28 protein-coding genes and 1 tRNA gene are annotated in these 24,509 nt (G+C 56.6%); 12 read left to right on the forward strand and 17 right to left on the reverse strand.

The window, feature by feature from the left end:
- Positions 1-248 precede the first annotated feature (248 nt).
- From PFY00_RS00005 to PFY00_RS00045, 9 genes are all read right to left on the reverse strand, one after another.
- Positions 249-575, reverse strand: coding sequence for a hypothetical protein (locus PFY00_RS00005; protein WP_271430466.1), 327 nt, complete (start codon positions 573-575; stop codon positions 249-251).
- Positions 576-756: 181 nt separating this feature from the next.
- Complete coding sequence (locus PFY00_RS00010) at positions 757-1,086, reverse strand: hypothetical protein (RefSeq protein ID WP_271430467.1); 330 nt, start codon at positions 1,084-1,086, stop codon at positions 757-759.
- Between the two features lie 180 nt (positions 1,087-1,266).
- Positions 1,267-1,476 (reverse strand): MerR family transcriptional regulator, encoded by a 210-nt coding sequence (locus PFY00_RS00015; RefSeq protein ID WP_271430468.1) that lies wholly within the window; start codon positions 1,474-1,476, stop codon positions 1,267-1,269.
- A gap of 152 nt (positions 1,477-1,628) precedes the next feature.
- Complete coding sequence (locus PFY00_RS00020; RefSeq protein WP_271430469.1) at positions 1,629-2,456, reverse strand: hypothetical protein; 828 nt, start codon at positions 2,454-2,456, stop codon at positions 1,629-1,631.
- A gap of 65 nt (positions 2,457-2,521) precedes the next feature.
- On the reverse strand, positions 2,522-3,712 hold the full coding sequence (locus tag PFY00_RS00025) for a tyrosine-type recombinase/integrase (protein ID WP_271430470.1): 1,191 nt from the start codon (positions 3,710-3,712) through the stop codon (positions 2,522-2,524).
- Positions 3,713-3,858: 146 nt separating this feature from the next.
- Positions 3,859-3,935: transfer RNA gene (locus PFY00_RS00030), tRNA-Arg, on the reverse strand.
- Between the two features lie 56 nt (positions 3,936-3,991).
- Complete coding sequence (locus PFY00_RS00035) at positions 3,992-5,374, reverse strand: sensor histidine kinase (protein ID WP_271430471.1); 1,383 nt, start codon at positions 5,372-5,374, stop codon at positions 3,992-3,994.
- A 12-nt stretch (positions 5,375-5,386) separates the two neighbouring features.
- The gene (locus PFY00_RS00040) at positions 5,387-6,805 is read right to left on the reverse strand and encodes a dihydrolipoyl dehydrogenase family protein (RefSeq protein ID WP_271430472.1); all 1,419 of its coding nucleotides are present in this window, start codon (positions 6,803-6,805) and stop codon (positions 5,387-5,389) included.
- Between the two features lie 3 nt (positions 6,806-6,808).
- Positions 6,809-7,540: a TVP38/TMEM64 family protein gene (locus PFY00_RS00045; protein WP_271430473.1), complete on the reverse strand. Its 732-nt coding sequence runs from the start codon at positions 7,538-7,540 to the stop codon at positions 6,809-6,811.
- A 289-nt stretch (positions 7,541-7,829) separates the two neighbouring features.
- Between PFY00_RS00045 and rpmH the strand changes: the two genes are divergently transcribed.
- The 12 genes from rpmH to PFY00_RS00105 all read left to right on the forward strand — a co-directional run bounded on the left by rpmH (position 7,830) and on the right by PFY00_RS00105 (position 16,929).
- On the forward strand, positions 7,830-7,964 hold the full coding sequence (rpmH, locus tag PFY00_RS00050) for a 50S ribosomal protein L34 (RefSeq protein ID WP_012177012.1): 135 nt from the start codon (positions 7,830-7,832) through the stop codon (positions 7,962-7,964).
- Complete coding sequence (rnpA, locus tag PFY00_RS00055) at positions 7,964-8,389, forward strand: ribonuclease P protein component (RefSeq protein ID WP_408648438.1); 426 nt, start codon at positions 7,964-7,966, stop codon at positions 8,387-8,389. Before rpmH ends, rnpA begins: the two co-directional genes overlap by 1 nt.
- Positions 8,386-8,607 (forward strand): membrane protein insertion efficiency factor YidD, encoded by a 222-nt coding sequence (gene yidD / locus PFY00_RS00060; protein ID WP_271430474.1) that lies wholly within the window; start codon positions 8,386-8,388, stop codon positions 8,605-8,607. The genes rnpA and yidD overlap by 4 nt, the downstream gene beginning before the upstream one ends.
- A gap of 31 nt (positions 8,608-8,638) precedes the next feature.
- Positions 8,639-9,481, forward strand: coding sequence for a tRNA 2-thiocytidine(32) synthetase TtcA (gene ttcA, locus PFY00_RS00065; RefSeq protein WP_271430475.1), 843 nt, complete (start codon positions 8,639-8,641; stop codon positions 9,479-9,481).
- Between the two features lie 78 nt (positions 9,482-9,559).
- Positions 9,560-11,107, forward strand: a complete 1,548-nt coding sequence (locus tag PFY00_RS00070) for a GGDEF domain-containing phosphodiesterase (RefSeq protein WP_271430476.1) — start codon at positions 9,560-9,562, stop codon at positions 11,105-11,107.
- 175 nt (positions 11,108-11,282) lie between these two features.
- Positions 11,283-13,136: a membrane protein insertase YidC gene (gene yidC, locus PFY00_RS00075; protein ID WP_271430477.1), complete on the forward strand. Its 1,854-nt coding sequence runs from the start codon at positions 11,283-11,285 to the stop codon at positions 13,134-13,136.
- The gene (locus tag PFY00_RS00080; RefSeq protein WP_271430478.1) at positions 13,133-13,873 is read left to right on the forward strand and encodes an MOSC domain-containing protein; all 741 of its coding nucleotides are present in this window, start codon (positions 13,133-13,135) and stop codon (positions 13,871-13,873) included. Before yidC ends, PFY00_RS00080 begins: the two co-directional genes overlap by 4 nt.
- On the forward strand, positions 13,870-14,523 hold the full coding sequence (gene yihA, locus PFY00_RS00085; protein ID WP_271430479.1) for a ribosome biogenesis GTP-binding protein YihA/YsxC: 654 nt from the start codon (positions 13,870-13,872) through the stop codon (positions 14,521-14,523). The genes PFY00_RS00080 and yihA overlap by 4 nt, the downstream gene beginning before the upstream one ends.
- A gap of 48 nt (positions 14,524-14,571) precedes the next feature.
- A complete protein-coding gene (gene argB, locus PFY00_RS00090) occupies positions 14,572-15,459 on the forward strand; it encodes an acetylglutamate kinase (protein WP_271430480.1) in 888 nt (295 codons plus the stop codon).
- Positions 15,456-16,109 (forward strand): ferredoxin, encoded by a 654-nt coding sequence (locus PFY00_RS00095; RefSeq protein ID WP_271430481.1) that lies wholly within the window; start codon positions 15,456-15,458, stop codon positions 16,107-16,109. Before argB ends, PFY00_RS00095 begins: the two co-directional genes overlap by 4 nt.
- Positions 16,110-16,114: 5 nt before the next feature.
- Positions 16,115-16,600: a SixA phosphatase family protein gene (locus tag PFY00_RS00100; RefSeq protein WP_271430482.1), complete on the forward strand. Its 486-nt coding sequence runs from the start codon at positions 16,115-16,117 to the stop codon at positions 16,598-16,600.
- A 92-nt stretch (positions 16,601-16,692) separates the two neighbouring features.
- Entirely contained in the window at positions 16,693-16,929 is a 237-nt protein-coding gene (locus tag PFY00_RS00105) for a hypothetical protein (RefSeq protein ID WP_271430483.1), read from the forward strand.
- A gap of 60 nt (positions 16,930-16,989) precedes the next feature.
- On the opposite strand, the gene PFY00_RS00110 is transcribed toward PFY00_RS00105, so the two are convergent.
- The 8 genes from PFY00_RS00110 to crcB all read right to left on the reverse strand — a co-directional run bounded on the left by PFY00_RS00110 (position 16,990) and on the right by crcB (position 24,431).
- Positions 16,990-17,757, reverse strand: a complete 768-nt coding sequence (locus tag PFY00_RS00110) for an amino acid ABC transporter ATP-binding protein (protein WP_271430484.1) — start codon at positions 17,755-17,757, stop codon at positions 16,990-16,992.
- A gap of 14 nt (positions 17,758-17,771) precedes the next feature.
- Positions 17,772-19,067 carry an amino acid ABC transporter permease gene (locus PFY00_RS00115; RefSeq protein ID WP_271430485.1) on the reverse strand — a complete coding sequence of 432 codons (1,296 nt, stop codon included), beginning with the start codon at positions 19,065-19,067 and terminating at the stop codon, positions 17,772-17,774.
- 1 nt (position 19,068) lies between these two features.
- Positions 19,069-20,283, reverse strand: coding sequence for an amino acid ABC transporter permease (locus PFY00_RS00120; RefSeq protein ID WP_271430486.1), 1,215 nt, complete (start codon positions 20,281-20,283; stop codon positions 19,069-19,071).
- 134 nt (positions 20,284-20,417) lie between these two features.
- On the reverse strand, positions 20,418-21,434 hold the full coding sequence (locus PFY00_RS00125; RefSeq protein WP_271430487.1) for an amino acid ABC transporter substrate-binding protein: 1,017 nt from the start codon (positions 21,432-21,434) through the stop codon (positions 20,418-20,420).
- Positions 21,435-21,635: 201 nt separating this feature from the next.
- Positions 21,636-22,343: an ATP12 family chaperone protein gene (locus PFY00_RS00130; protein ID WP_271430488.1), complete on the reverse strand. Its 708-nt coding sequence runs from the start codon at positions 22,341-22,343 to the stop codon at positions 21,636-21,638.
- Entirely contained in the window at positions 22,340-23,017 is a 678-nt protein-coding gene (locus PFY00_RS00135; RefSeq protein ID WP_271430489.1) for an HAD-IA family hydrolase, read from the reverse strand. The genes PFY00_RS00130 and PFY00_RS00135 overlap by 4 nt, the downstream gene beginning before the upstream one ends.
- The gene (locus PFY00_RS00140; protein ID WP_271430490.1) at positions 23,014-24,057 is read right to left on the reverse strand and encodes an RluA family pseudouridine synthase; all 1,044 of its coding nucleotides are present in this window, start codon (positions 24,055-24,057) and stop codon (positions 23,014-23,016) included. The genes PFY00_RS00135 and PFY00_RS00140 overlap by 4 nt, the downstream gene beginning before the upstream one ends.
- Positions 24,054-24,431 carry a fluoride efflux transporter CrcB gene (gene crcB, locus PFY00_RS00145; RefSeq protein ID WP_271430491.1) on the reverse strand — a complete coding sequence of 126 codons (378 nt, stop codon included), beginning with the start codon at positions 24,429-24,431 and terminating at the stop codon, positions 24,054-24,056. Before crcB ends, PFY00_RS00140 begins: the two co-directional genes overlap by 4 nt.
- Positions 24,432-24,509: the final 78 nt, after the last annotated feature.

The raw sequence follows: 24,509 nt of genomic DNA on the forward strand, positions 1-24,509 counted from the left end.
CCTGCCTCGCTTGAGCTCCGCAAAGGCTCCGCTCAGCAGGCCTTGACCGCAAACATATCAACAGAAAGAAACAGGAACGGATTCTACACCTGAACGGCCCGGATCAGGGGGCTGGGTCAAAACTAAAAGACACAGTCGCGAGGGTGCGGTCATGTAGACCGACCCCCACCCGACATTTTTGGGCGGGGGTGCTCTTTCTGGATTGTGGCGATGAGGGGTGAGAGGCGGCTATACTTGAGTGGTTAGTATTAGTGTGCCGATCCAGAACCGAAGCGTCTCCCTTTTTTTCGCCTGACGGGTTCTCGTTTGGAACCACTCGTGCCGGGTGGGTTCTCAAACGGAACCACAGAGGTTTGCGACGGTTCCGCAAGAGAACCGAGTTTTGTTTTTTCTTGGCCGCTGTACTCACGCCAATCGTGGGATGGTAGCTCTTTACCCTTTGCCCGCTGCATCGGCTTGGTGGTCAACCGCCATTCATGGGCGCGACGGCTGTACCAGTTCCCTTCCCGCTCAAGCGCCAAAAACCCTTTTTCAACCAATTCAGAGAACGCCCGTCCCACGGTCGCCTTGCCCATTCCTAGTAACTCACTCGCTTCTGCGTAGGACAGCAATAGAGAACCGTTGTTCCCTCCGTTGTACCGCGTGTGCAATTCGAGCCAGACTCGCGCGGCAGGACCGCTTAGAGACCGCCACGCGTCGCTCTTTAAGAAAGAGTATGGGAGGGGCACATACTGCCCCTCCGTTCTGCGTTTAGATTTACCCATTGTCGTTGTCACCGTAGAAAGGTTGGAAAACTTGTCGCATCACCTCTGCATGGTCGCCGCGCATCATTGACTTGAACGGAGGGACCGCGAGCGTCCGTCTTTTGCAGCCTACGAGCAACGAATAGTGTGCGATGTTTTCCTGGCCCCGATACTCAGTTGCGATGGACCAATGATACTGCTTCCTCAGTTTGTGGATGATGGCCCCTAAACGCCAGCCGTTCACCTTGCCAATCTCGTCTTGATGAGTGATCACGCGCCCTTGGGCAAGCGCTTTACAGGTCCAGAAAATCTGGGTTTGGTTGGAGCGCCAATGATCAACCATGGGTGATTTGCCCTTTGCAGATAAGGATAAGTTCGACAGAGTTTGACAATGGGCACCGGCAAAACCACTGGCAGTTCGCCCTCGAAGAGTGCGGGCATCGCGTGGCAGACACTAAACTTGCTAGGGTGGCAGTCTCTTTCACTCGTAGAGCGCCGACGCGTGATTGCGTGTTGGGGCTTTTCATTTCGCGCCCTCGCTGGGGTCGACACGCTGGGCGCTGAGGTAGACGTTTAGGTCGGAGCCGAGATATCCGATCCGCCGCCCGATGCGCATGAAAGCTGGCCCGCGATTGCGGTGCCGCCATTGAGCGAGTTTTTCCACGCTGCCGAGAACGCGAAGTTCGGGGTCTTCTGGGAAGTAGATGCGGTCATGATTGTAGATAGTCGCCATCTGCAAGTCCTTTTTTAAGATTAGTTGCGATGGCTTAAGCTTGCCCGCTTCAGGCTTTCAGGACAGACAGGCAAAATAGGCAAAACCCTAAGCCGTCTTTTTGCCCCAATTTTCTGCTGAACAAAGCAATCAGTAGCGAGTTTTGCCCAACCTTATTTCTTTTTTCCGAGCCCCCTCTTTATTGTGTCGACGTCAACTGTTTGTCCCATCGCGCGCTCCACTTGGGCTCGAGCTTCTTTCCAAGATAATCCTTTGGCATTGTGTCCACTTGGAAAACACTGATGATAAGCGTTTGCTGCATCCTCTTGCTTGCGTGGTCTGCCAACCTGATTTTTATGTGTTTCGTAGTCTGTGAAAATGTCTCGACCGCGATCCGCAAAGTAACTTCTTGCCCCATCCGCCACATTTTCGGGAATGCATATATAGCTACCATCCAATACGCGTAGTTCGTCAGCCAACTGACGGCTTCGTGTAGAATTGCCCAGTCTAGTGAACCCAGCGCCATAATTCTCTTCGCAGAATTCGAAGAGCCTCAAATCTAACTTGCCAGTTCTCGTCGCCACAAAGCGAGGAACTCGGAGGTACCCCCTTGAAGACGCGGCTTGGTTCGCAGCTGCCAACATCGCCTCAGAAATGGGTCCGTCTGAACTACAACCCAACATGTTGGTCCAACCTTCAACTTGATAGAAATCATCGGGAAAGCAGCCGATTTGAAAGTCCTCTATCAATTTTTCATCAAAAATGTCGGAATCCTTTCTTGCAAGCGACCCCGGATAGCCGAGGCCGCCAAGCCACAAGGTATCCAAAAAGATTTCACGGGAGTGAACCTGCACCAAATTTTGAAACGGTTTAAAGGCGTATAGGTCGGCTTGGATAAGCTCGGCCACTGCAAAGAACGCGTAGTCCATGGGACTGCCTAAAGAAATTTTCTTTTGAACATCGGCATCACTGGACGCGCACTCCAAAAGGAACTCTTTCATGAAAGGCCGAAGTTCAGCTTTTGCAACATCCATCACTGTGGTCAGAGGAATAAAGTTGGGAGGTGTCAGCAAACCTTTTCCTCTGGAATATCTGAAACCGCAAGCGTCCACCCTTCCATCAACTCCCGTCGCCGCTCCAGCATGTCAGACCGCGCATAGGCCCGCTCGACCTCAGACCCGACCTGATGCGCCAGTGCCGCCTCTGCGACCTCTCGCGGCGCGCCTGCCGCCTCTGAGGCCCAATCGCGGAAGGAACTCCTAAAGCCGTGTATGGTGAACCCCTCGCGCCCCATCCGGCGCAACAGCATGAGCATCGACATATTGGACAGAGGCTGGTGGCGCTTCTGGCCCTCAAATACAAATTCAGACGCCATCACGCGCAATGGCTTCAGTATCGCAAGCATTTCATCCGTCAGCGGTACGCGGTGTTCCGCGCCCGCTTTCATCCGCTCCGCCGGAAGGTTCCATACGCGGGTGTCAAAATCAAATTCTTCCCAGCGTGCCTCGAGCACTTCGGACGTTCGACAAGCGGTCAAGATGGTGAATTGCAGCGCTTTGGCCGCAGTGGCCGTGCGCCCCGCCAGTTCCGCATAGAAGGCTGGCACATCGCGCCACGGCATTGCGTCATGGTGTTTCACCTTGACCTTTACCTTGGGGAGAACGTCGCTATCGCGGATTGTAGCCACAGGGTTCTCGCCTGCTCGGAACCCCTTTGACTTGGCCACATCCAGCACCGCCTTGATGCGCTGTGCGAGGCGTTTGGCAGTTTCGTGTTTGCTGGTCCAAATAGGTGACAAGCACATCAGCACTTCGGGCTGGCCAATGCTATCGACAGGCATCCGTCCAATTTTGGGAAAGGCATAGTCGCGCAGAGTGTTGAGCCATTGCTGGCCGTGCTTGGCGTTTTTCCAGGTGGGCAAGCGGTCGATATGGACTTGCTGGCTGAGTTCTTCAAAGGTCGGCACTTCGCGCTTTGCATTGAAGCGAGGATTTAGGCCCGACTTGGCCATCCGGCGATATTCCAACGCGCGCTCGCGGGCTTGATTGAGTGTAACTACATCTGCACCGCCCAAGCCAAAGTCGGTGCGCAGCGGAGCGCCTTTTTTGTTGCGCTGGCCTTTAACGGTGACACGAACAATCCAGCGCCGCGCACCCGATGGATCGACCACCAAATAGAGGCCCGACCCGTCGCCATGCCGCCCCGGCCCAAGATTCTCCACCAGCTTCTTTGTTAGCTTGCCGCCCAGCGCCGCCATAAATACCACATTCAGTACCACACAGTGAAAGAGTATAGGTGCGATCCAACAAAACGCAAAGAAAACCAAGGCAGCGAATAAACCTTATGAAACCTAAGTCTTAGGTTATCTTTCGCGATCATGTAAAATCTGGGGAAATGTGGTGGTGGCGGACCGAGGAGGATTCGAACCCCCGACCCCCTGATTCGTAGTCAGGTACTCTATCCAGCTGAGCTATCGGTCCGTGAGGAGGGCATTTATCGTTCGCGGCTGAGCGATGCAAGAGGCAAATGCTGAAAATCAGTCCGTCGCGTTCATTGGCAACCGGATCGCAAAGACGGTCCCGGCGTCATCACTGCTTTCAAGCTCCAGAACACCGCCATGACCGCGCACCAGTTCCGAGACAATTGCTAGACCGAGGCCGGTTCCACCCTTTCGGACACCGCCCTGAAACGGCTGGAACAGATGTTCCCGCGCTTTGGGTGGCAAACCCGGCCCAGTGTCTGAAACCCGGATCTCCCACGCGTCGTCGGCGCTGAGGGCAGACACACTAATCTCTCCTGGTTTGCCTGTGGCGATGATGGCCTGCCGGGCGTTGCGAACAAGATTGGCAATGGCGCGATACAACTGCTCCGGATCCCCGCGAAGCATCAGACCGGCAGGGACATCTTCACTAAGGCTGATGTCTGCATTTCCGATAGCAAGCCGCTCGGCCTCGAACACTTCGTTGACCATTTCAGCAAAGTTGAACCGGGTCAGAACTGGGGCTGGCTCTTCCGCCTTACCGAAAGCCAACGTGCTTTCGCAGAGCGAGACGGCGCGCGTGATGGAATTGACCAGTTTGGGGGCCATACGCTTTACGGTCGGATCCTCAGACATTTCTATCCGGTCCGTAAAGAGCTGCGCCGAGGTCAGGATATTGCGAAGGTCGTGACTGACCCGAGCGACAGCGCCACCCAGCTGGGCCAGACGTTCCTTTTGGCGCAGCGCTTGCGTCAACTGTGTCTGAAGAGACTGCAGCGCGTCCTCGGCCTCGCGCAGTTCACGCACAGAGGCCGAAGGTTGGATAATTCGGTTGGCATCCTCGGGGGCCAAGGCATAGCCCTGCATATGGCCCACCACGCCCTTGATGGGCTTAACCAGAAAATTGCGAACGGCGAGGAACAGCAGAACAGCGGTGAAGATCGAAATGACAGCCGACAAAACGAGAATACGCAAACCATAGTCCAGCATGGCTGCGCGCAGTTCCTTGGTGTCCATCGTAACTTCCACCAGATCGCCGGCTTCCTGAAACGGGTTTCCAATGACCCGGATCATTTCCGCTTCGGGTTTTGACAAACGGACCATGGCATCACCAATCAGCACCCATGCCTGAGCGTCCCGCAGATCATAGGTGCTGGTGATTTCGCCCGGCATCGGTGACGACAAGACCAGCTGCCTGATCTCGTCGCGCCGCAAAACAACGTTGAAAACCCCTGCGTTTTCCAAAAGCTCGGACTCAAGCTCAGGGCTAAGCATGTCGTCAGCCAACAGTGCCAAAGACGCAATCTGCGCTCTTTCCAACCGATTCAGCAGATAGTCCTCTCTGAACCGCGCAATCGACGGCACAAAGATCAGCACTTCTGCCAGCATCACGAAAATCGTCGTGAGTATCAGGAAACGGCCGGAAAGAGAGTTATGCATTCTGCGTCCTGGTTACGGCAGCCAGCGCTGAACAAAGCGGACCACTTTTTTCACTGTCTCGTTTTCGAACAGTCTGGGCGAAAAATAGGCGCCTGCAACACGTTTGTTAAGCTCTCCGATCGTAGGGTACGGGGAAACCATGTTGGAGACATGCGACATCTTCAGGCCGTTGGCGATCACCAAGGACCACAGATTGATCAATTCGCCGGCCTGATGCCCGGCTATGGACACGCCAACCGGTTTACCTTTGACCACCATGACCTTGATCAGGCCCTTGGTCTTTCGTTCGGCAATAGCCCGGTCGTTATGGCTGTAGTGGAACCGGTGCACCTCAAGTTTGATGCCATGCTCCTTCTTGGCCTGCGCCTCGGTCAGGCCGACTTGTGCCAGTTCTGGCTGCGTATAGGTCGCCCAGGGAATGTGATCGGTTTTGGCCTTAGCGGGCAGTCCAAACAGGGCCGAACGAATGACGATGCCTGCGTGATATCCTGCAACATGGGTGAATTGCAGACCGCCTGCGGCATCACCGATGGCGTAGACGCGTTTGTTGGTGGTCTTCAAACTGTCATCCACCTGAATGCCAGTCCGGGTCGTTTTTATACCCGCTTTGTCGAGGTCGAGCGTATCGGTATTGGCCTTGCGACCGACGGCGACCAGAACATGGCTGCCTTTGAACACGCGCCCGTCCTGTGTTTCGACCTCAATCGCACCATCTGTGCCGCGCACTTCTTTGGCCAACGCGTCTTCGGCGATCTCGATCCCTTCACCGCGTAGCGACCCGAGAACCACTTCGGCCATTTCGGGATCGTCCTTGCCCAGCGCTTTTGCGCCTTCAATCACCGTCACCTGACTACCCAGACGCCTATGGGCCTGCGCCATTTCCATTCCGATCGGCCCCCCGCCAATCACAAGCAGATGGTCGGGACGTTCCCGCAATTCCCACAATGATTCGTTGGTCAGATATGGCACCTGATCCAACCCCGGAATTGGCGGCACGAAGGGTGACGATCCTGTTGCGATTACGATGCGCCGTGCACTGATACGATAATTGCCTGCTTCAACTTCAGTTTCAGACACGAAGCGGCCGAATTCACGAATAACCCTGACACCAAAGCCTTCGAACCGTTCCTGGCTGTCGACCGGGGCGATTGTGTCGATCACGTCGCCGACATGGTCCTTTGCCGCAGCATAATCCACCTGAGGGACAACATCGCCAACGCCATAGGGCGCAGCATGGGACATCGTATAGGCCGTCTTTCCGGACGCGATCAGCGCCTTGGAAGGAACACAGCCATAGTTCAGGCAGTCTCCGCCCATTTTGTGGCCTTCCAGCATGACCACATCCGCACCCATTTGGCTTGCGCCTGCTGCGACGGACAAGCCGCCAGACCCTGCGCCGATGATCAGAAGATCGGTTTTGATCGTTTCCATGGCTCAGATTTCCTTTTTGCCGCGAATGGCTTTGATGACGATTGGAAGGGCAGCCAGAGCGGCAAGACCGAGGATCGGGCCAATGACATGGGGCGCCCAGAGCAATGACAGGTCAGGCGTCTCGCCACGGTCAAACACTTCACCAAGACCTACACCGATCGAAGTAAAGACGATCCCACCCGGAATGATGCCCAAGGCCGTTGTCCAAACGAAATTGCGCAGCTTTACCCCCACCAAAGCCGGCACGAGGTTTGCAACAAAGAACGGCACAACTGGAACCAGCCTCAGCAGAAAGAGCATGCTGATTTCGTTTTCGCGAAGCCCCTCTTTCAGGCTGCGCAGACGTCCTTCGGACGCGTCCATCTTGGCCGCAAGCGTTTTGCCCAAACCAGCACGTGCAGCGAGGAAAATGGCCACAGCCCCCAATGTAGCCGCGATGACGTTAAAAGCCGTCCCGGCCCACAGACCGAACAGAAAACCACCTGTGACCGAGGCAACCGCAGCGCCGGGCAGTGAAAAGGCGACGATCAGGAAATAGACCGCAACGAATGCAGCAACCATCAGCACGTAGTGATTGTCGCGATAGTTCAGCAGCCATTCGCGATTCTGACTCAGCGTGTCAAAAGTCAGATAATCTCGCAGTGTGAAAAAGCCGATCACAGCCACCGTCAGGATGGCAATCAGCGGAAGGTGCCTTTTCAGGCCGGGATCAGGTGCATCAGTCATTTGGGTCATGGGCTCTGGGGCTTTCGGTTGCGTTGTACTAGACCAGAACATGAGTGCGCCGCCCATGCTGCAACAGTCAGATCACGGCCGCTTGATCGCCGGTGTGTTCTGACGTGAAAAAAGTGGGCTCTGATGTCAGGACTGAAACATTTGCACCCCCAATCAAGCCGAGAAATGTTGCAATTCTTGCTGCCTTCCCGTTTGACATGCGTTCCAGCCCCCCCTATAGCACGGGCTTCGAACACCACTGGCTGCGCGAATCCGAATTTCGGGCGGCCAATGTCATGGAGTAGCCGCGATGAAACGCACATTTCAGCCATCGAACCTGGTTCGCAAGCGTCGCCACGGATTCCGTGCGCGCATGGCCACCAAGGCAGGCCGCAAGATTCTGAACGCGCGCCGCGCTCGTGGCCGCAAGAGCCTGAGCGCCTGATCTTGGCCGCTTCGCCAAAGGCGGAGCGTGATGACACGACCTTAAAGGCCGCCCCGGTTGATTCCGCGGCGGCCCTTTTACCTTTGGTCGTTTTGCAGAACCGATCGGATTTCCTGCGTGCTGCCCGGGCCAAACGGGTGCCATGCGGTGCTTTTCTGCTTCAGGCTCGCAAACGGGATGAAACGGAACCCGGCGGTCTGCGCGTCGGGTTCACCTGCTCCAAGAAGGTCGGAAATGCGGTAATCCGCAATCGGGCCAAACGCCGACTGCGAGAAATCGCCCGCGCAGAACTGCCCCGGGCCGGGTTGCCGGGCTGGGACTATGTTCTGGTGGGGCGCGCGGACCGAACAATCAGCGAAGACTTTGCCAAAATGCGTGCCGATCTGAACCGCGCTCTCAAGAAAATCCATGGGGCGCAGACATGACCCTCTTTGCGCAGGTGATGGCTCTGCCAGTTCGGTTCTACCGGCTCGTGTTTAGCCCATGGGTGGGCCACGGCTGCAGATATCAGCCGACCTGCTCCGCCTACGCGATGGAAGCGTTGGAGAAGCACGGTGGGTTCAAAGGAACATGGCTTGCGGCGCGGCGCGTGTTCCGGTGTCACCCTTGGGGTGGTTCGGGTGTCGATAACGTACCTGATTGATCCAATGCCCCGCATCGCTTAGGGACAGCCCATGCTTGATGACGCAGATGACATACACCCGCTCTTTTTCGGCGCTCCCAAAACGACCGAGTTCAAGAAGCTTCGCAAACGGATCGTGCAGAATGCACGCGAGGCGATCGAACAATACGGCATGGTGGAACCCGGTGCGCGCTGGCTTGTTTGCCTGTCCGGCGGCAAGGACAGCTACACATTGCTTGCAGTCCTGCACGAGTTGAAATGGCGCGGTCTTCTTCCCGTTGACCTGCTTGCCTGCAATCTGGATCAGGGCCAGCCGGGCTTTCCGGCCACCGTATTGCCCGAGTTTCTCGACAAAATGGGGGTTCCCAGCCGGATCGAGTATCAGGACACCTATTCAATCGTTATGGACAAAGTCCCTGAGGGCCGGACCTTCTGTGCACTTTGTTCGCGATTGAGACGCGGAAACCTGTACCGTATCGCACGCGAGGAAGGCTGCTCGGCAGTTGTACTGGGTCACCATCGCGACGACATTCTCGAAACATTCTTCATGAACCTCTTCCACGGGGGCCGTCTGGCAACGATGCCACCAAAGCTGGTGAACGAAGAGGGCGACCTGTTTGTGTATCGGCCTCTGGCCCATGTTGCGGAAATCGATTGTGAAAAGTTCGCGCAGGCGATGAATTACCCGATTATCCCCTGTGATCTATGTGGATCCCAGGACGGTCTTCAGCGACAGCAGGTCAAACAAATTCTAGACACTTGGGAAAAGAACAGCCCTGGACGCCGTCAGGTGATGTTCCGGTCACTGATGAATATCAGGCCCTCGCATATGCTGGACCCAAAGCTATTCGATTTTGCAGGATTGACCCGGCAAATAGACGCTGAACAAGACTAGAACATTCTACATATCCATTAAGAGCCCTGTTACTTCTTTCTCCTAGGCTCCTCGTCAGAACTGATGAGGGTTACACAGATGAAGCCGACATTCCTGGGCGAATTCGGTACGGTACGCAGACTGTTCCGCAAAACATTTCTGGGACCGCAGGCATTGGCATTCCTGCCTGCAATGGCGCTGGCGGCGTTCTGGCTGGGCGGCGAACCGATGTTGATCGCCGTCGCATTGGGGTTACCACTCTTGTATTTGTTCGCCGGAGGAGGGCCCACTGACCGTTCGTCGATCTCAACGCGGTTGCCGCAACCTGACGTGGTCAACAAGAAAACCGCCTGCGATATGGCCCAATCCGTTCTGGATGATGCGCGGGACAGCAACCTTTCAGCGGGCTGTATCCTGATCGAAGTTCAGGGGCTGGATGATGTTTCACAACGCGGAGGAGAGACCGCCGCTGAAACAATGCGTGATCTGACTCTGACCCGGTTGAGAAACATGCTGCGGCGGGACGATCGGGCCATGAGGATTGGCGAAAATCGGTTTCTTGTCTTGCTTGGATCCTCTTTGCGACTGGACCTAGAAGCGATGTTGCAGATGTGCGCCCGATTGCAATCAGGCATTGAAGAACCGGCATCGGTGGAAAACACGATGCAATATGTATCGGCCTGCATCGGGTTCTGCAGCAGCACGCGATTGCCCAGCAACGCTACAGGGCAGGACATCTACGAAGCCGCTGCCGTAGCGTTGACCGAAGCTGCGGCAAACGGGCCATCGGCCTTGCGCGCGTGGTCCGACAAAATGAATGCAGCACACAAGGCGCAGAAGTCGCTCTTGGGTGAAGTGGAAAAGGCCCTGATGAACGGGCAGATACAGCCATGGTTCCAGCCACAGCTTTGCACGTCGACCGGTGCCATCAGCGGCGCTGAAGCGCTTGCAAGATGGATTCACCCTGAACGCGGCATTGTGGCCCCGGCGCAGTTCTTGCGCTGCCTCGAGCAGTCGGGCCAGATGAACCGGCTAAGCGAGGTTATTCTTCAACACAGCCTGACCGCGCTGAGAAGCTGGGACAAAGCCGGCATCGACGTTCCCAGGATCAGTGTGAACTTTTCAGATGTTGAACTGCGGGATCCAAACCTTGTTGAACGGATCAAGTGGGAATTGGACCGCTTTGGTCTGACGCCGCAACGATTGGTGATCGAAGTGTTGGAGACCGTGATCGCAAGTTCGCCCGACGGGATCGTCGCGCGCAATATCACCGCTCTTTCCAAACTCGGGTGTCAAATTGATCTGGACGATTTCGGAACTGGTCACGCATCGATCAACGCCCTGCGCCGATTTCAGGTTCATCGTCTGAAAATTGATCGCAGCTTTGTCACGCGGATCGATCGCGACGAAGACCAACGCCGTATGCTGGCAGCGGTGCTGGGATTGGCGGACCGGCTGGGTCTGCAAACACTGGCTGAAGGCGTCGAAAGCGTAGGGGAACATGCCTTGCTGTCGCAACTCGGGTGCGATCATGTGCAGGGCTACGGCATTGCGCGTCCAATGCCATCGGACAACGTGATCGACTGGGCCAGCGCTCACGAAGACAAAATCAAACAAGCCCGAAAACTGGGTCGCGACGCAAGCTGACGCACCAAAGCGTTGCAGCCCGTATCGCAAAGGATCTCCCCGCGGGCGGCACCAACGGGCAAACAGCTGCTCCACAAACCCGCACATAGGCCCGAATTGCCCGAATCCGCTTGACCTTTGGTCCTCAGGACGTTTGAACCCTGCGGAGTCTTCCAAAGGAAAAAGCGACGCCCCCATGGACGATCAGAACAAGAACCTGCTTCTCGCAACGGCATTGTCATTTGCTGTCATTCTGGTGTGGTTCCTCTTGTTTCCACCTCCGGAACCCGAGGCCATTGATCCCAACGCAGAAGTCCCGGTTGCGGTCGATGCCGCAACAGGCGAGGCTGTCGCGACCGGACCCGCTGCTGCACCGGGCGCCGCCACAGGCACCGCCGCTGAAGCCGCCGAAGAGATCGCTGATGCTCCGCGCGTCGACATCAACACGGACCGTCTGGAAGGGTCGATCTCTCTCATCGGTGGCCGGATCGACGATTTGCGTCTCAAGGACTATCGCGTTTCCGTGGACCAGGATTCAGACATTGTTCAAATCCTCGATCCTGTCGGCAGCCAGACGCCCTACTACGCACTTTACGGCTGGGCGCCGGGTGCCGGTCTGACGCTGGATGATGTTCCGGGTGCGAATACGCTTTGGACCGCTGATGCCGCTGCAACGCTGGGTGTCGGAAGCCCGGTCGTTCTGACATGGGAAAGCCCCGCAGGCCTGACCTTTACCCGCACGGTCGAAATTGACGAAGATTATCTCTTTTCGGTAACCCAAGGCGTCGAGAACACCGCTGGCGGCACTGTGTCGCTTGCGCCATATGGTGTGATCGCCCGTCATGGCGAACCGGCCGATCTGAAGAACTTTTTCATCCTGCACGAAGGCGTCGTGGCCATGGCCGACGGCACGCTGGCCGAAATTGACTACGATGACATGCCTGATTTCTCGGTTGTCCCATCCGAAGGCGCGCGCGCCGAGGTGACGCAGGTTGCCGAAAATGGCTGGATCGGCTTTACGGATCACTACTGGATGACCACCCTGATCCCTGCTCCGGGCAGTGCCTTCAAGCAGGTCGCAAAATATGATGACCGTCGGGGCATTTTTCAGACAGAGGCTGTCTTGCCGACGGTGCAGCTGGCGCAGGGCGAAACGCAGCAGGTCACCACGCAGCTGTTCGCGGGCGCCAAGGAATGGGAAACCATCCGTGCCATCGAAAAAGGCGGCGTTGACCGGTTCCTCGACAGCATCGACTGGGGTTGGTTCTTCTTCCTGACAAAGCCGATCTTTGCCGTGCTGCACTATCTCAATGCATGGATTGGAAACATGGGCTGGGCGATCATTGGCCTGACCCTTCTGATCAAGGCCATCCTCCTGCCGCTTGCGTTCAAATCCTATGTCTCCATGGCCAAGATGAAAGAACTTCAGCCGGAAATGGAGAAAATCAAAGAGCGCGCTGGCGACGACCGCCAGAAGTTGCAGCAGGAAATGATGGCGCTGTACAAAAAGGAAAAGGTCAATCCGGCCTCCGGCTGTTTGCCCATTCTTTTGCAGATCCCGATCTTCTTCTCGCTCTACAAGGTGATTTTCGTCACGTTGGAGTTGCGTCACGCACCGTGGCTTGGCCCGTTTCAGGACCTCAGTGCGCCAGACCCGACCTCGATCTTCAACTTCTACGGTCTGCTGCCTTGGGCATCGCCCGAACCAGGCAGCCTGATGGCGCTGATCTTTATCGGTATTCTGCCGCTGTTTCTGGGTGTTTCGATGTGGCTTCAGCAAAAGCTGAACCCGGCCCCAACCGATCCAACACAGCAGATGATCTTTGCCTGGATGCCTTGGGTCTTCATGTTCATGCTGGGCGGCTTTGCCAGTGGTCTTGTGGTTTACTGGATTGCGAACAACGTCATTACGTTCTCGCAGCAATATCTGATTATGCGCAGCCAGGGCTACACCCCGGACATTCTGGGGAACATCAGATCCAGCTTTAAAAAGTCTGTTCAGGATGGGGCTCCGGCAAACAAGGACTCCAAGCCAAAAGGCAAGAAATGACCGTAACTGTCACCTCTCTCTGGCGGCATCCAATTAAAGCAGTCGGACGAGAGAGCGTGGACAACGTCAAACTGATCGCCGGGCAGACAATGCCCGGTGATCGTATTTGGGCGGTCGCGCATGAAGCATCCAAAGCAAACGATCTCGAATGGAGCCGCTGTGTCGGTTTCGTGCGGGCAGCATCTTCGCCGCTACTGATGGCTGTCGAGGCCCGCACGGAAGGTGATCTTTTGCACCTGACGCACCCCAACCGCCCTTCCATTTCCGTGAACCCTGATCGGGACGAAGCAGCGCTGATCGAATGGCTGAGCCCCCTGATTGCAGAAGGGCGCGCCGCGCCAAAGCGGATCGTGCGCGCGCCGCGCGGCCGCGGGATGACAGACACCTCAGATCCGTCTTTGACACTTGGCAGCACCAAATCACATCGCATCGTCGAGGCGCGGGCGGGCCGCTCTTTGTCCATGCATAGATGGCGTTGCAACATCTGGGTTGATGGCCTCGCCCCTTGGGAAGAGTTCGATCTGGTTGGCCAACGCTTCAGGCTGGGCACCGCCGAGCTGGAAGCCTACAAACGTATAGACCGTTGCGAAGCGACCGCAGCGAACCCTGAAACCGGACGCCGCGATGCGGATCTGCTGTCCATTCTGGAACACTATGGGCACACTGACTTTACAGTCGGGTTGCGCGTGGTCACAGACGGCACGATCGCATTGGGCGACACATTGGTGATGGCATGACACAGCTATCTTTTCCTCTATCCGAAGACGCGGACGAGGCGACAACAGAGCAGGCCCGCAAGCTTTTTGTGGGTGAGGTCGATTTTCTCAAGGGCGTGGTCGCTATGGATGGCCTGCCGGATGCGGACCGCGTTGAAGTCTGCTTTGCCGGGCGTTCAAACGTGGGCAAATCAAGTTTGATCAACGCGCTGACAGGCCGCAAGGGACTTGCTCGGGCCTCGAACACGCCGGGGCGGACACAGGAAATCAACTTTTTCACATTGGGCCAAAGCCATTATCTCGTGGACTTGCCCGGCTATGGTTTTGCCAATGCTCCTGTTTCGGTTGTCGAAAAGTGGCAGGCGCTTCTCAAACGCTATCTGGCTGGTCGCGTATCGCTTCGGCGGGCCTTTGTCCTGATCGATGCGCGGCACGGGATCAAGTCGGTAGATGAAGAGATCATGAAACTGCTGGACACCTCGGCCGTAACCTTTCAGGCGGTTCTGACGAAAGCCGACAAGGTCAAAGCGAAAGATATGGACAAAGTTCTCGCGCAGGTCCGCGAGAAATTGTCGAAACATCCGGCAGCCTTCCCTGAACTGGTCCTCACCAGCAGTGAAAAAGGGGATGGCATCGCCACGTTGCGGTCAATTATTGCCGGGCTGGACTAGACCCCGTGCGACCGCCATTGTGACGCAACGCGCCGCCCCGAGGATCCGATGAGACAGCAAGACATGAACAAGAACTGGTTAGAGACCGCCCGGACACTTTCCGAAGCCCTGCCCTTCATGCAGCGTTATTCCGGCGCTGTGGTTGTCGTGAAGTTTGGCGGTAACGCAATGGGTGACGATGCGGCCATGGCCGAATTCGCACGTGATATCGTGCTGATGCGCCAGGTCGGGGTTAACCCTGTGGTGGTGCATGGCGGCGGCCCAATGATCAACGATCTGCTTGGCCGCCTGAACATCAAGAGCGAATTTGTGCGCGGCAAACGTGTCACCGACCAAGCCACCGTCGAGGTGGTGGAAATGGTGCTGACCGGTCTGGTGAACAAGCGCATCGTTCAAGCGATCATGGATCAGGGCGGACGAGCTGTTGGTTTGTCCGGAAAAGACGATGCTCTTTTGGTCTGCGAGCCAGATGATCCGGAATTGGGCTTTGTGGGCAAGCCAGCGCAGATCAACACGCAAGTTCTGCATGATTTGTTCGGTGCTGGTATTATCCCTGTTGTCGCTCCTGTCGGTACAGGGCGCGGCGCAAACGAAACCTACAACGTCAACGGCGACACCGCTGCAGGCGCAATCGCTGGTGCGCTTCGGGCTGATCGCCTGCTGCTGTTGACCGACGTTTCGGGCGTCAAGAACGCCGAGGGTGAAGTTGTGACCGAACTGACCCCCGAGGAAGTGGTGCGCATGACGCAAGACGGCGTTATCGCTGGCGGCATGATCCCCAAGACGGAAACCGCGCTGAAGGCGATCTACGAAGGCGTTCGGGGCGTGGTCATCATTGACGGACGGGTGCCCAACGCCTGCTTGCTGGAACTCTTTACCGCTCATGGCTCAGGATCGCTGATCCGGGCAACCAATCTTCCACCCCGCGAAGAATGACGCTGGATGAACTGACCCGCGATGCGGCTGCACAGGCGCTGGTGATCCACGGCGGGTTTGCCCCCACGCCGGCTGATGCCGCGCCAGAAGGGGCTGCCTGTGTTCTCATGATTGGCCCAGATGAACCCGCATTCTGGGAGGTTTTCAAAGGGTCTGGTGAATACACGGATGGGGAGCCTCATCCGCTGGATCGCTGGTCCAAACGGGTTATTGGCGCACTTGCCAACCACTGGGGCGGGGACGCCGTCTTCCCCTATGACGGGCCGCCCTATGCACCATTCATTCGTTGGGCCGAGGCCACCAGCCGGGCGCATCCTTCGCCGACAGGCTTGCTGGTTCACGACACGGCTGGCCTGTTCATCAGCTTCCGTGGCGCAGTTGTATTACCTTACCCGGTGGCCTTGCCTCAGAGCCCACCCAAACCCTGTCTGAGCTGCGAGACCAAGCCCTGCGAAACCGCCTGTCCTGTGGGCGCTCTCGCACCCGGACAGCCCTATGATGTCCCCAAGTGCCAAGCGTATATGCGCAGCCCGCAGGGGCAGGACTGCAAGAATGGCTGTCTTGTCCGGCGCGCATGTCCCGTGTCGCAGCAATTCGGCCGAAGGGCAGAACAGTCCGCTTTCCATATGTCCGCCTTTCTGGGAGAGTGACGACCATGAAACGGCTCGTTCTCATGCGTCATGCGAAATCGGATTGGGCTTTTGACCGGTCTGACCGGGATCGTCCCCTGAACAAGCGAGGGCGCAGAAGTGTGCCAGCGGTAGCCGAGTGGCTGGCTACCCGTAATCACCATCCTCAAGAGGCGCTGGTTTCTTCGGCCGAACGAACCCGCGAAACCTGGTCACTGCTGGGCAGTGATGCCACGGTCCGATTTCTCGACGATCTGTATCTGGCAGAACCCGAGGTTATGCTAGACGCCTTGTTTGAGGCGACGGCCGATACGGTCTTGATGATCGGGCACAATCCCGGAATCGCCGAGCTGGCCCACAGTCTTGTCAACCAGACGCCAGATCACCCCCGGTTTTCCGACTATCCAACCTGCGCAACACTGGTTGTGGAATTTGACGTTGCCGCTTGGTCAGACATTCGACCGGGAACAGGCCGGGTTCTTGATTTTATCGTCCCCCGCGAATTGACCTGAACATTCAGCTTTGTCTTGCCAAACTTGAGGCGTTGCCGCCAAACTGATCGCGTTAAAAGCGAGTTTGTTGATTGGAGGGACACTCTTTGAGGATGATTTCAACCTTGGGCGCCATCGCCCTTTTGGCATTTGCAAGCCCGGCCATGGCCGGGGAAGGCAAATTTTCACGCGCCGACGGTTTCCAACTGCATATCAAATGCACAGGCAGTGGGTGCCGCGTTCGCGGCAAAGAACCCAATGGCAAATGGGGACTGGTCGAAAAGGGCCCCGGCGGCAGCAATAACTACAAAAAGCTGGTAGCCAAATACAACGGCATGGGCTTCGAATAGAACAAGAAAAAGCGGCGCCAAATTCGGCGCCGCTTTCCATTTCGTTGTTTAATATTGGGATCAGTGCCCGAGAATCTGGCTCAGGAACAACTTGGTCCGCTCGTTTTGCGGGTTGTTGAAGAACTCTTCAGGTTCGTTCTGTTCCACGATCTGGCCCGCATCCATAAAGATCACGCGGTTGGCCACCTGACGGGCAAAACCCATTTCGTGCGTAACGCACAGCATGGTCATGCCTTCTTCGGCCAGTTCCACCATCGTATCCAGAACTTCCTTGATCATCTCGGGATCAAGCGCCGAAGTCGGTTCGTCGAACAGCATGATGCGCGGACGCATGCAAAGCGAACGGGCAATCGCCACACGCTGCTGCTGACCACCGGACAGCTGACCGGGGTACTTGTTCGCCTGATCCGGGATCTTGACCTTTTCCAGGAAATGCATCGCGATTTCCTCGGCCTCTTTCTTGGGCGTCTTACGAACCCAGATTGGGGCGAGGGTACAGTTCTCAAGGATCGTCAGATGCGGAAAGAGGTTGAAGTGCTGAAAGCACATGCCGACCTCAGACCGGATCTTGTCGATGTTCTTGATGTCCGAGGACAGCACAGTGCCGTCCACGGTGATTTTACCCTTTTGGTGTTCTTCCAGTGCGTTGATGCAGCGGATCAGCGTTGATTTGCCCGACCCGGATGGGCCCGCAATAACGATCCGTTCACCTCGGTAAACCGTCAGATCGATGTCCCGCAGCACGTGAAAGGTTCCGTACCATTTGTTCATGTTCTCAATCTGGATGGCAACTTCATCCGAGACTGTCATTTGAGCGGCTTCAGACATGAATTAGCCCTCCCTTATCGATGATCGGTGGCAAGCTGACGCTCGAGCCACTGTGAGTATTGAGAAATGCCGTAGCAGACGACGAAGAACAGAAGGACGGCAAAGCCCCACAGTTCCCAGTAAACGCCGTTCCATTCGGTCGAAGCGAGGATCGGTCCGCGGATCATACCCACGAGATCAAACATCGAGATAACCGAAACCAGAGTGGTGTCCTTGAACAGGCCCACTGCCACGTTCACGATTCCTGGGATCGAAATCTTGAGCGCTTGCGGCATGATGATCAGGCGCGTTGCCTGCGCATAGTCCAGGCCCAGACTGTCTGCTGCCTCGTACTGGCCGCGCGGCAAAGCCGCCAGACCACCGCGGATCACCTCGGCAATATAGGCTGAGCTGAACATCGTGATCATGATGATCACCCGCAGCACAAGGTCAAAGTTGGTGCCCGGTGGCAGGAAGTAAGCCAGAACCACGTTAGCCACGAACAGCAGCGTGATCAGCGGCACACCGCGGATGAACTCGATGAAGACAACGCAGATCCATTTGATAATCGGCATCGACGACTGACGGCCAAGCGCCAGCAAGATACCGATCGGCAGGGACAGCGACACACAGACCGTACCTAGGATGATGTTCAGGACAAAACCGCCCAGATCCCGGCTTGGGATTTCTTGCAGCGCAATGAACCCGGACATCGCTTCGGTCAGGTAGCCTCCGATGAACCACGTCACCGCAGCGCCGACCACAAAGGCCAGCATGCCCATGGCAAAGCTCTGATGTTCAAACTTCTTGAAGGCAAGGTAGCCCACAACAAAGCCAAGCAGAGCCACGATGGGTGTCAGGATCGTGCCGCCCCAGATCAGCCAGAAAGCGATAAAGGGATACAGGCCGGTAAAGATCAGCATCTTGCGTGGGAAAACCTTGGCAAAGAGCACAGGCGCAACTGCAACAAGCAATAGCACCATCGCCAGAAGCAAACGCCAATATTGATCTTCGGGGTACTTGAAGCCAAAGAGCAACTGGTTCCAGCGTTCGGTCAGAACCGAGAAGCACGCACCCGTTGAACCCTGCAGGACTTCACGGCATTCGGCCAGGGACGATGTCGTCCAGACACCGTTCATGAACCAAGGCCATGCACCAGACACGATCTTGTAGATGAAGTAGATTGCGATCAGCGTCATGATCGAATTGATCGGCCCCGAGAACAGGTTCTCGCGCAGCCATTTGACGATACCGCGCTGGGTTGCCGGAGGCGCTTGCTCAGGCAACATTGTCTCGCGAACGAAAGCGACGGATTGCTGTTTATCAGACATATCAGCGCTCCTTCAGCTTAACGGCGTTGTTGTAGACGTTCATGATCGCCGAGATCGACAAGCTGATCGTCAGATAGAACAGCATCAGAAGCAAAACGCATTCAATCGCACGGCCTGTCTGGTTCAGCGTGATGCCGCCCAGCGTACCTGTCAGATCCATGTAACCCACGGCAATCGCCAACGAGCTGTTTTTGGTCAGGTTCAGATACTGCGAGATCAGCGGCGGGATGATCACCCGTAGCGCCTGAGGCAGAACCACAAGGTTCATGATCCGGCCCGGGCGAAGACCTAGCGAAGCGGCCGCTTCGGTCTGGCCTTTCGACACGGCGAGAATACCGGCACGCACGTTTTCTGCGATGAAGGCCGCTGTGTAGATCGCCAAGGCAAAGGTCAGAGCAATCAGAGAGTTCCGGGCGAAAATGCCCCCCTTGAAGTTAAAGCCCTTGAGTTCAGGGTACTCCAGCGTGATCGGCTGACCCATGACAAAGAATGCCAGAATCACCGGAACAAAGAATATACCAACCGAAGGCCAGAGCGTCGGGATCATCTGACCACGATCAAACAGCGCCTTCTTTGCGTAGCTCCGCAAATAGAAGATACCGGCAATCGACGCGAGGAAGACTGCTACCACGATGCCAGAACCCGGCCCCATGACCGGCTTGGGAAAATAGAACCCACGTCCGGTAAAGGCAAAAGAGCCCAGCAGCATCGAAGCTTCAGCGTCTTCTCCGCGGAAATCTCTTGGCTGAGGAAGGATCGCAATGAACACGGCCATAATGATCAGGATCCAGATCAAAACCGGCACGTTGCGGAAGATTTCGACGTAGACGGCCATGATCTTGCGGATCAGCCAGTTGTTGGACAGTCGCAGGACACCAACCGCCACACCGATCACAGTGGCCAGGAAACATCCGACAACTGCAACAAGCAATGTGTTCAGAACGCCGACGACCGCAGCACGCCAATGTGACGATTGGCTGTTGTATTCGATCAGACGTTGGTTGATGTCATAGCCCGCAGGCTCTCCGAGAAATTCGTAGCTGATATTCAAACCGGCGGCGGCCAGGTTGCTTATCAGGTTCGCACCCAGAAAGGCGATCAAGGCCACAAGGGCGATCAGCGCTATGAATTGGAAGGTGTAGGAACGGTACCGCGTGTCGTTAATCAGCTGGGAAAGCCGAAACGACTCCGACGGTGGGTCGGTCATGGTCGACATGTGATTATCCCTGATGGGTTCACCGCTTCTGGAGATGACGGGTTATCCCGTTCTTACAGCAGGCGAACCATTTTATTGGCTAAGCAGGCAATAGAAGCGAAAGGGCGCGGTAATCCGCGCCCTTTCTGATGTATTTAGCGGAACGGCGGGCTGTAGAGCAGGCCGCCATCGGTCCACTGTGCGTTCAGACCACGCGACAGACCGATTGGTGTGTTTTCGCCGATGTTCGTTTCGAACAGTTCGCCGTAGTTACCACCAGCCATGATCGCCATCTTGGCCCAGTCAGCATTCAGACCCAGCATTTCGCCGAGGTTGCCTTCTGTGCCCAGCAGACGGTTGATCTCTGGGTTGTTGGTGCCAGCTGCGAGCTCTGCGATGTTGGCCGAAGTCACACCCAGCTCTTCTGCTGCGATCAGAGCGTTCAGAGTCCAGCGAACGACGTCGCCCCACTCGTTGTCGCCGTGGCGAACAAGCGGACCAAGAGGCTCTTTCGAGATGATTTCAGGCAGAACAACGTGGTCGCCTGGGTTCTCGAATGCAGCACGTGTCGCGGCAAGACCGGACGCGTCTGTGGTGTACACGTCGCAAGCACCTTCGAGGTACAGCGGCTGTGCTTCAGCATTTGTTTCGATCGGAACCGGCTCGTAGCTGATGTTGTTCGCGCGGAAGAAGTCCGCCAGGTTCAGCTCGGTTGTTGTGCCGGTCTGGATGCAGACGGTCGCGCCGTCCAGTTCCTTGGCCGAAGAAACGCCCAGTTCCTTAGGAACCATGAAGCCCTGACCATCGTAGTAGTTGATGCCTACGAATTCGAACTTCAGATCAACGTCACGGCTAAAGGTCCATGTGGTGTTACGTGCCAGCATGTCGATTTCGCCCGACGCCAGCGCTGTGAAGCGTGTCTTGCCGGTTGTAGGTACGAATTCAACAGCGGACGGATCACCCAGAACCGCAGCGGCTACGGCACGGCATACACCCACGTCGAAGCCGTCCCATTCGCCATTGGCGTCCGGTGCAGCGAAACCAACCAGACCGGTTGTAACGCCACAGTTCAGCTTACCACGGGCTTTCACGTCGTCCATTGTCGCAGCCGATGCAGCGCCTGCTGCCAGGCCGGCAATGGTCATCGCGCCCAGAAGTACGGTTTTTTTCATAAGTTACCTCTTCCTGTTATTCCGCATTTGTGCGGTTTGGTTGCCCCTTTTGGGGCAGATAGTACCAAAGCAGGGGCTCCCCCCCGATCTCAGTGCTGTAAGTTTGGGCGGATTCTTGCGGAAACGTCAAGCGAAGAACCCGTTGTATCTTTGCGATTTGCGCTGATTACCCCTAGGTCAAGCGCGCCAAGTGCCGAGAAATTAAGCCGCCATTCCAAAGAACTTCGACGCGTGTTCAAAAGCAGCTTGTTTGATGTTGGCCATTTGTTCGGCTTCATCGTCCTTGCCCCACTGCTCCGCCTGCCAAATTTCGTCGAGTCGCGACAGCTTCCAAGCTTCTTGGGCAGGCAGTTTTCCCTCAGAAGTAGCAAATCCGAGAATCAATGAGCCAGGCAAAGATACCAGATCGTGAAACGCCGCGAGCTGGAACGCGCTAAGCGAATGCACGCGGGCCCGCAGTTCGGCCAAGGCGGACGCATCCTGCGGCTCGTGCATGATTCCCTGACGCGACTCCAACCTTGCGCCCAATTCTTGTGCAGCCCAGTCCAGCACCGGATCCCATTTGCGGGCTTGCCGCTCAACAAGCTCCGCCGGGCCATCAGCACGGTAACACAGCAAATCGCTGTCACCGTAGTCCGCCAGCATATCGGCCACCTCGGAAAACTGGATGCGGACCTTGTCGAGCGCCGAATTGGAGGTGCGTGTGAAAGGCATCGTATTGGGATCGACCTTGTCTTCTTGTGCATCCCATTCCGCAGCAATCGCATTGGCAAGAGTCTGCGTTGGAAGCACCAAAAGGGTTTTGGCAGGTGTTCGCACAGACCGGCCATCCAACGTCACGGTATATCCACCTTCAGTTTGTGCAACTTCGGTCGACTTCCAAAAACGTTTTGGTGCCCATTCGCTCATCTGGTCAGCTCCAACATATCCAGCAGGGTTTTTTCGAGGGATTCGGCGCTTGATACGATGTGTGATGCGCCCTGTAGTCTTTCAATCGGGTGGTATCCCCAGTCGACGGCGATTGCCCGCACTTTGGCAGATGCCGCCATTTCCAGATCAAAACTGGTGTCGCCAATCATGACTGCATCAACCGCGTCGACCCCGGCCTCAGCAAGGGCCGTCAGCACCATTGAGGGGTGAGGCTTTGAAGGATGATCATCAGCGACTTGCGTCGTGACAAAGCATCCCCGCAGTCCAAGGCTATCGATCAGGGCGTTCAGTCCGCGCCGGGATTTACCGGTCGCGACGCCCATTAAAAGGTCATCCTGTTTGGAAAGACGATCCAGCAAGGCCCCCATGCCGGGATATAGCGGTGCACTTTTGGAACCGCTTGCCATTCTCAAATCCGCGTAGCGGGTTTTGTAGGCCTCAACCATGGCGTCCAGATCAGATGGTGCAGCATCCGGAGCAAGCCGCGCCATGGCTTGGGGCAAGGACAGGCCCACGATACCCAATATATCTCGGCGCTGGGGCAAGGCGCGCCCCGCGAGCGCAAAGGCGGCGTCCATCGAGGCCAGAATGTCAGCCTGACTATCAACCAACGTCCCATCGACATCGAAGATCGCCAGCTTCAACGCAGTCATCGCAGCGCCTCAAAGGGATCATCGGAGGCATAACTTTCTTCCCAGCCCAAAGTATCCCAACTGCTGGCCATATGCTCAGGCAGAGGCGCCGTCACTGTGATGATCTGCTTGGTCATGGGGTGCTGGAACTCCATCTGGCGCGCATGCAGATGGAGCTTTTTCGAAATAACACCGCCCAGCTGGGCGCCCCAGCCATCCCCAAGATTTTCCTGGCCTGAGCCACCGTATTTTCCGTCACCAATAATTGGATGCCCGATTTCAGCCATATGAGCGCGCAGCTGGTGGGTCCGACCCGTGATCGGCTCCATGGCAACCCAAGCCGCGCGGTTCGCCACACGATAGAGCGTGGCGTACTGCGTCAGCGCACGCTTGGCACCCGGTGTGTTTTCGACCTCTCGTGGGTGGATGCAGTGCATTTTTTCGCCTTCACCACCCCGGCCATGTCCATCGGCCTTGACCAGACCAAAGCGGATTTCGCCCAGATAAGGGGTCGGCACACCTGCAACCAATGCCCAGTAAATCTTGCGCGTTTGTTTGTGCTGAATTGCAGCGGTTAGCCCCTTGGCTGCCTCGCGGCTTCGAGCCAGCAACAAAACTCCAGAGGTATCCTTGTCCAACCGGTGCACCAATCGCGGCTTATCGGGAAGATCCCCCTGAAAAACCACGGACAGACCGTCCACGTGTTTTTCCTGTTTGCTACCACCCTGCGTCGGCAAACCCGGTGGCTTGTTGATCGCGATGATGTGGTCGTCCTGCCAGATTACGCTGTCGCGCATCATGCGTTCATCCGATGCCGAAACCTTGATCCCTGGCTTGGGCTTTGGCGCCTCACCGGTTGGAATTGGTGGGATGCGGACGGTTTGACCTACTTCAAGCCGCGTCGAAGCCTTTACCCGGCCACCGTCCACTCTCAACTCACCCTTGCGGCACATCTTTTCAATGCGCCCGTGGGTCAATTGCGGGAACAGGCGTTTCAGCCAGCGATCCAATCGCTGATCCCCGTCACCGGGGCCAATCGTGATTGTCTGTACTCGGCTCATGCGGAAAGTGTCCTTGCGATCAAAAGGCCAGCCCCAAGAGCGGCGAGCGACAATGTGACAGAAGCCACGACATAAAGGGTCGCAGCGCCAACTTCGCCGCGTTCATAGAGGGTGACGGCATCCAGCGAAAACGCCGAAAAGGTCGTAAAGCCGCCAAGAAAGCCAGTCATCAGCAACGGCGCAAACCGGTTTGCCGAAAAATGGGCCAGCGCGACGATCAACACGCCCATCGCAAAAGACCCCACGATATTCACCGCCAGTGTACCCCATGGGAATCCCTTTCCCATCAGGCGCACAGCCCAAAGACCCACGCCATAGCGGCAGACTGCGCCGATTGCGCCGCCCAAAGCGACCTGGATCAAAGTGTGTGTCATGGGGCGGGGCTTCGCGCAGGGGCGGCGCGATGTCAAGCCAAGGGGCCTTTTCCAAGGGCCGACTCACGCTATCATGCA

The sequence above is a fragment of the Thalassococcus lentus genome, from assembly GCF_028023555.1.
GTDB lineage: Bacteria > Pseudomonadota > Alphaproteobacteria > Rhodobacterales > Rhodobacteraceae > Thalassococcus_A > Thalassococcus_A lentus.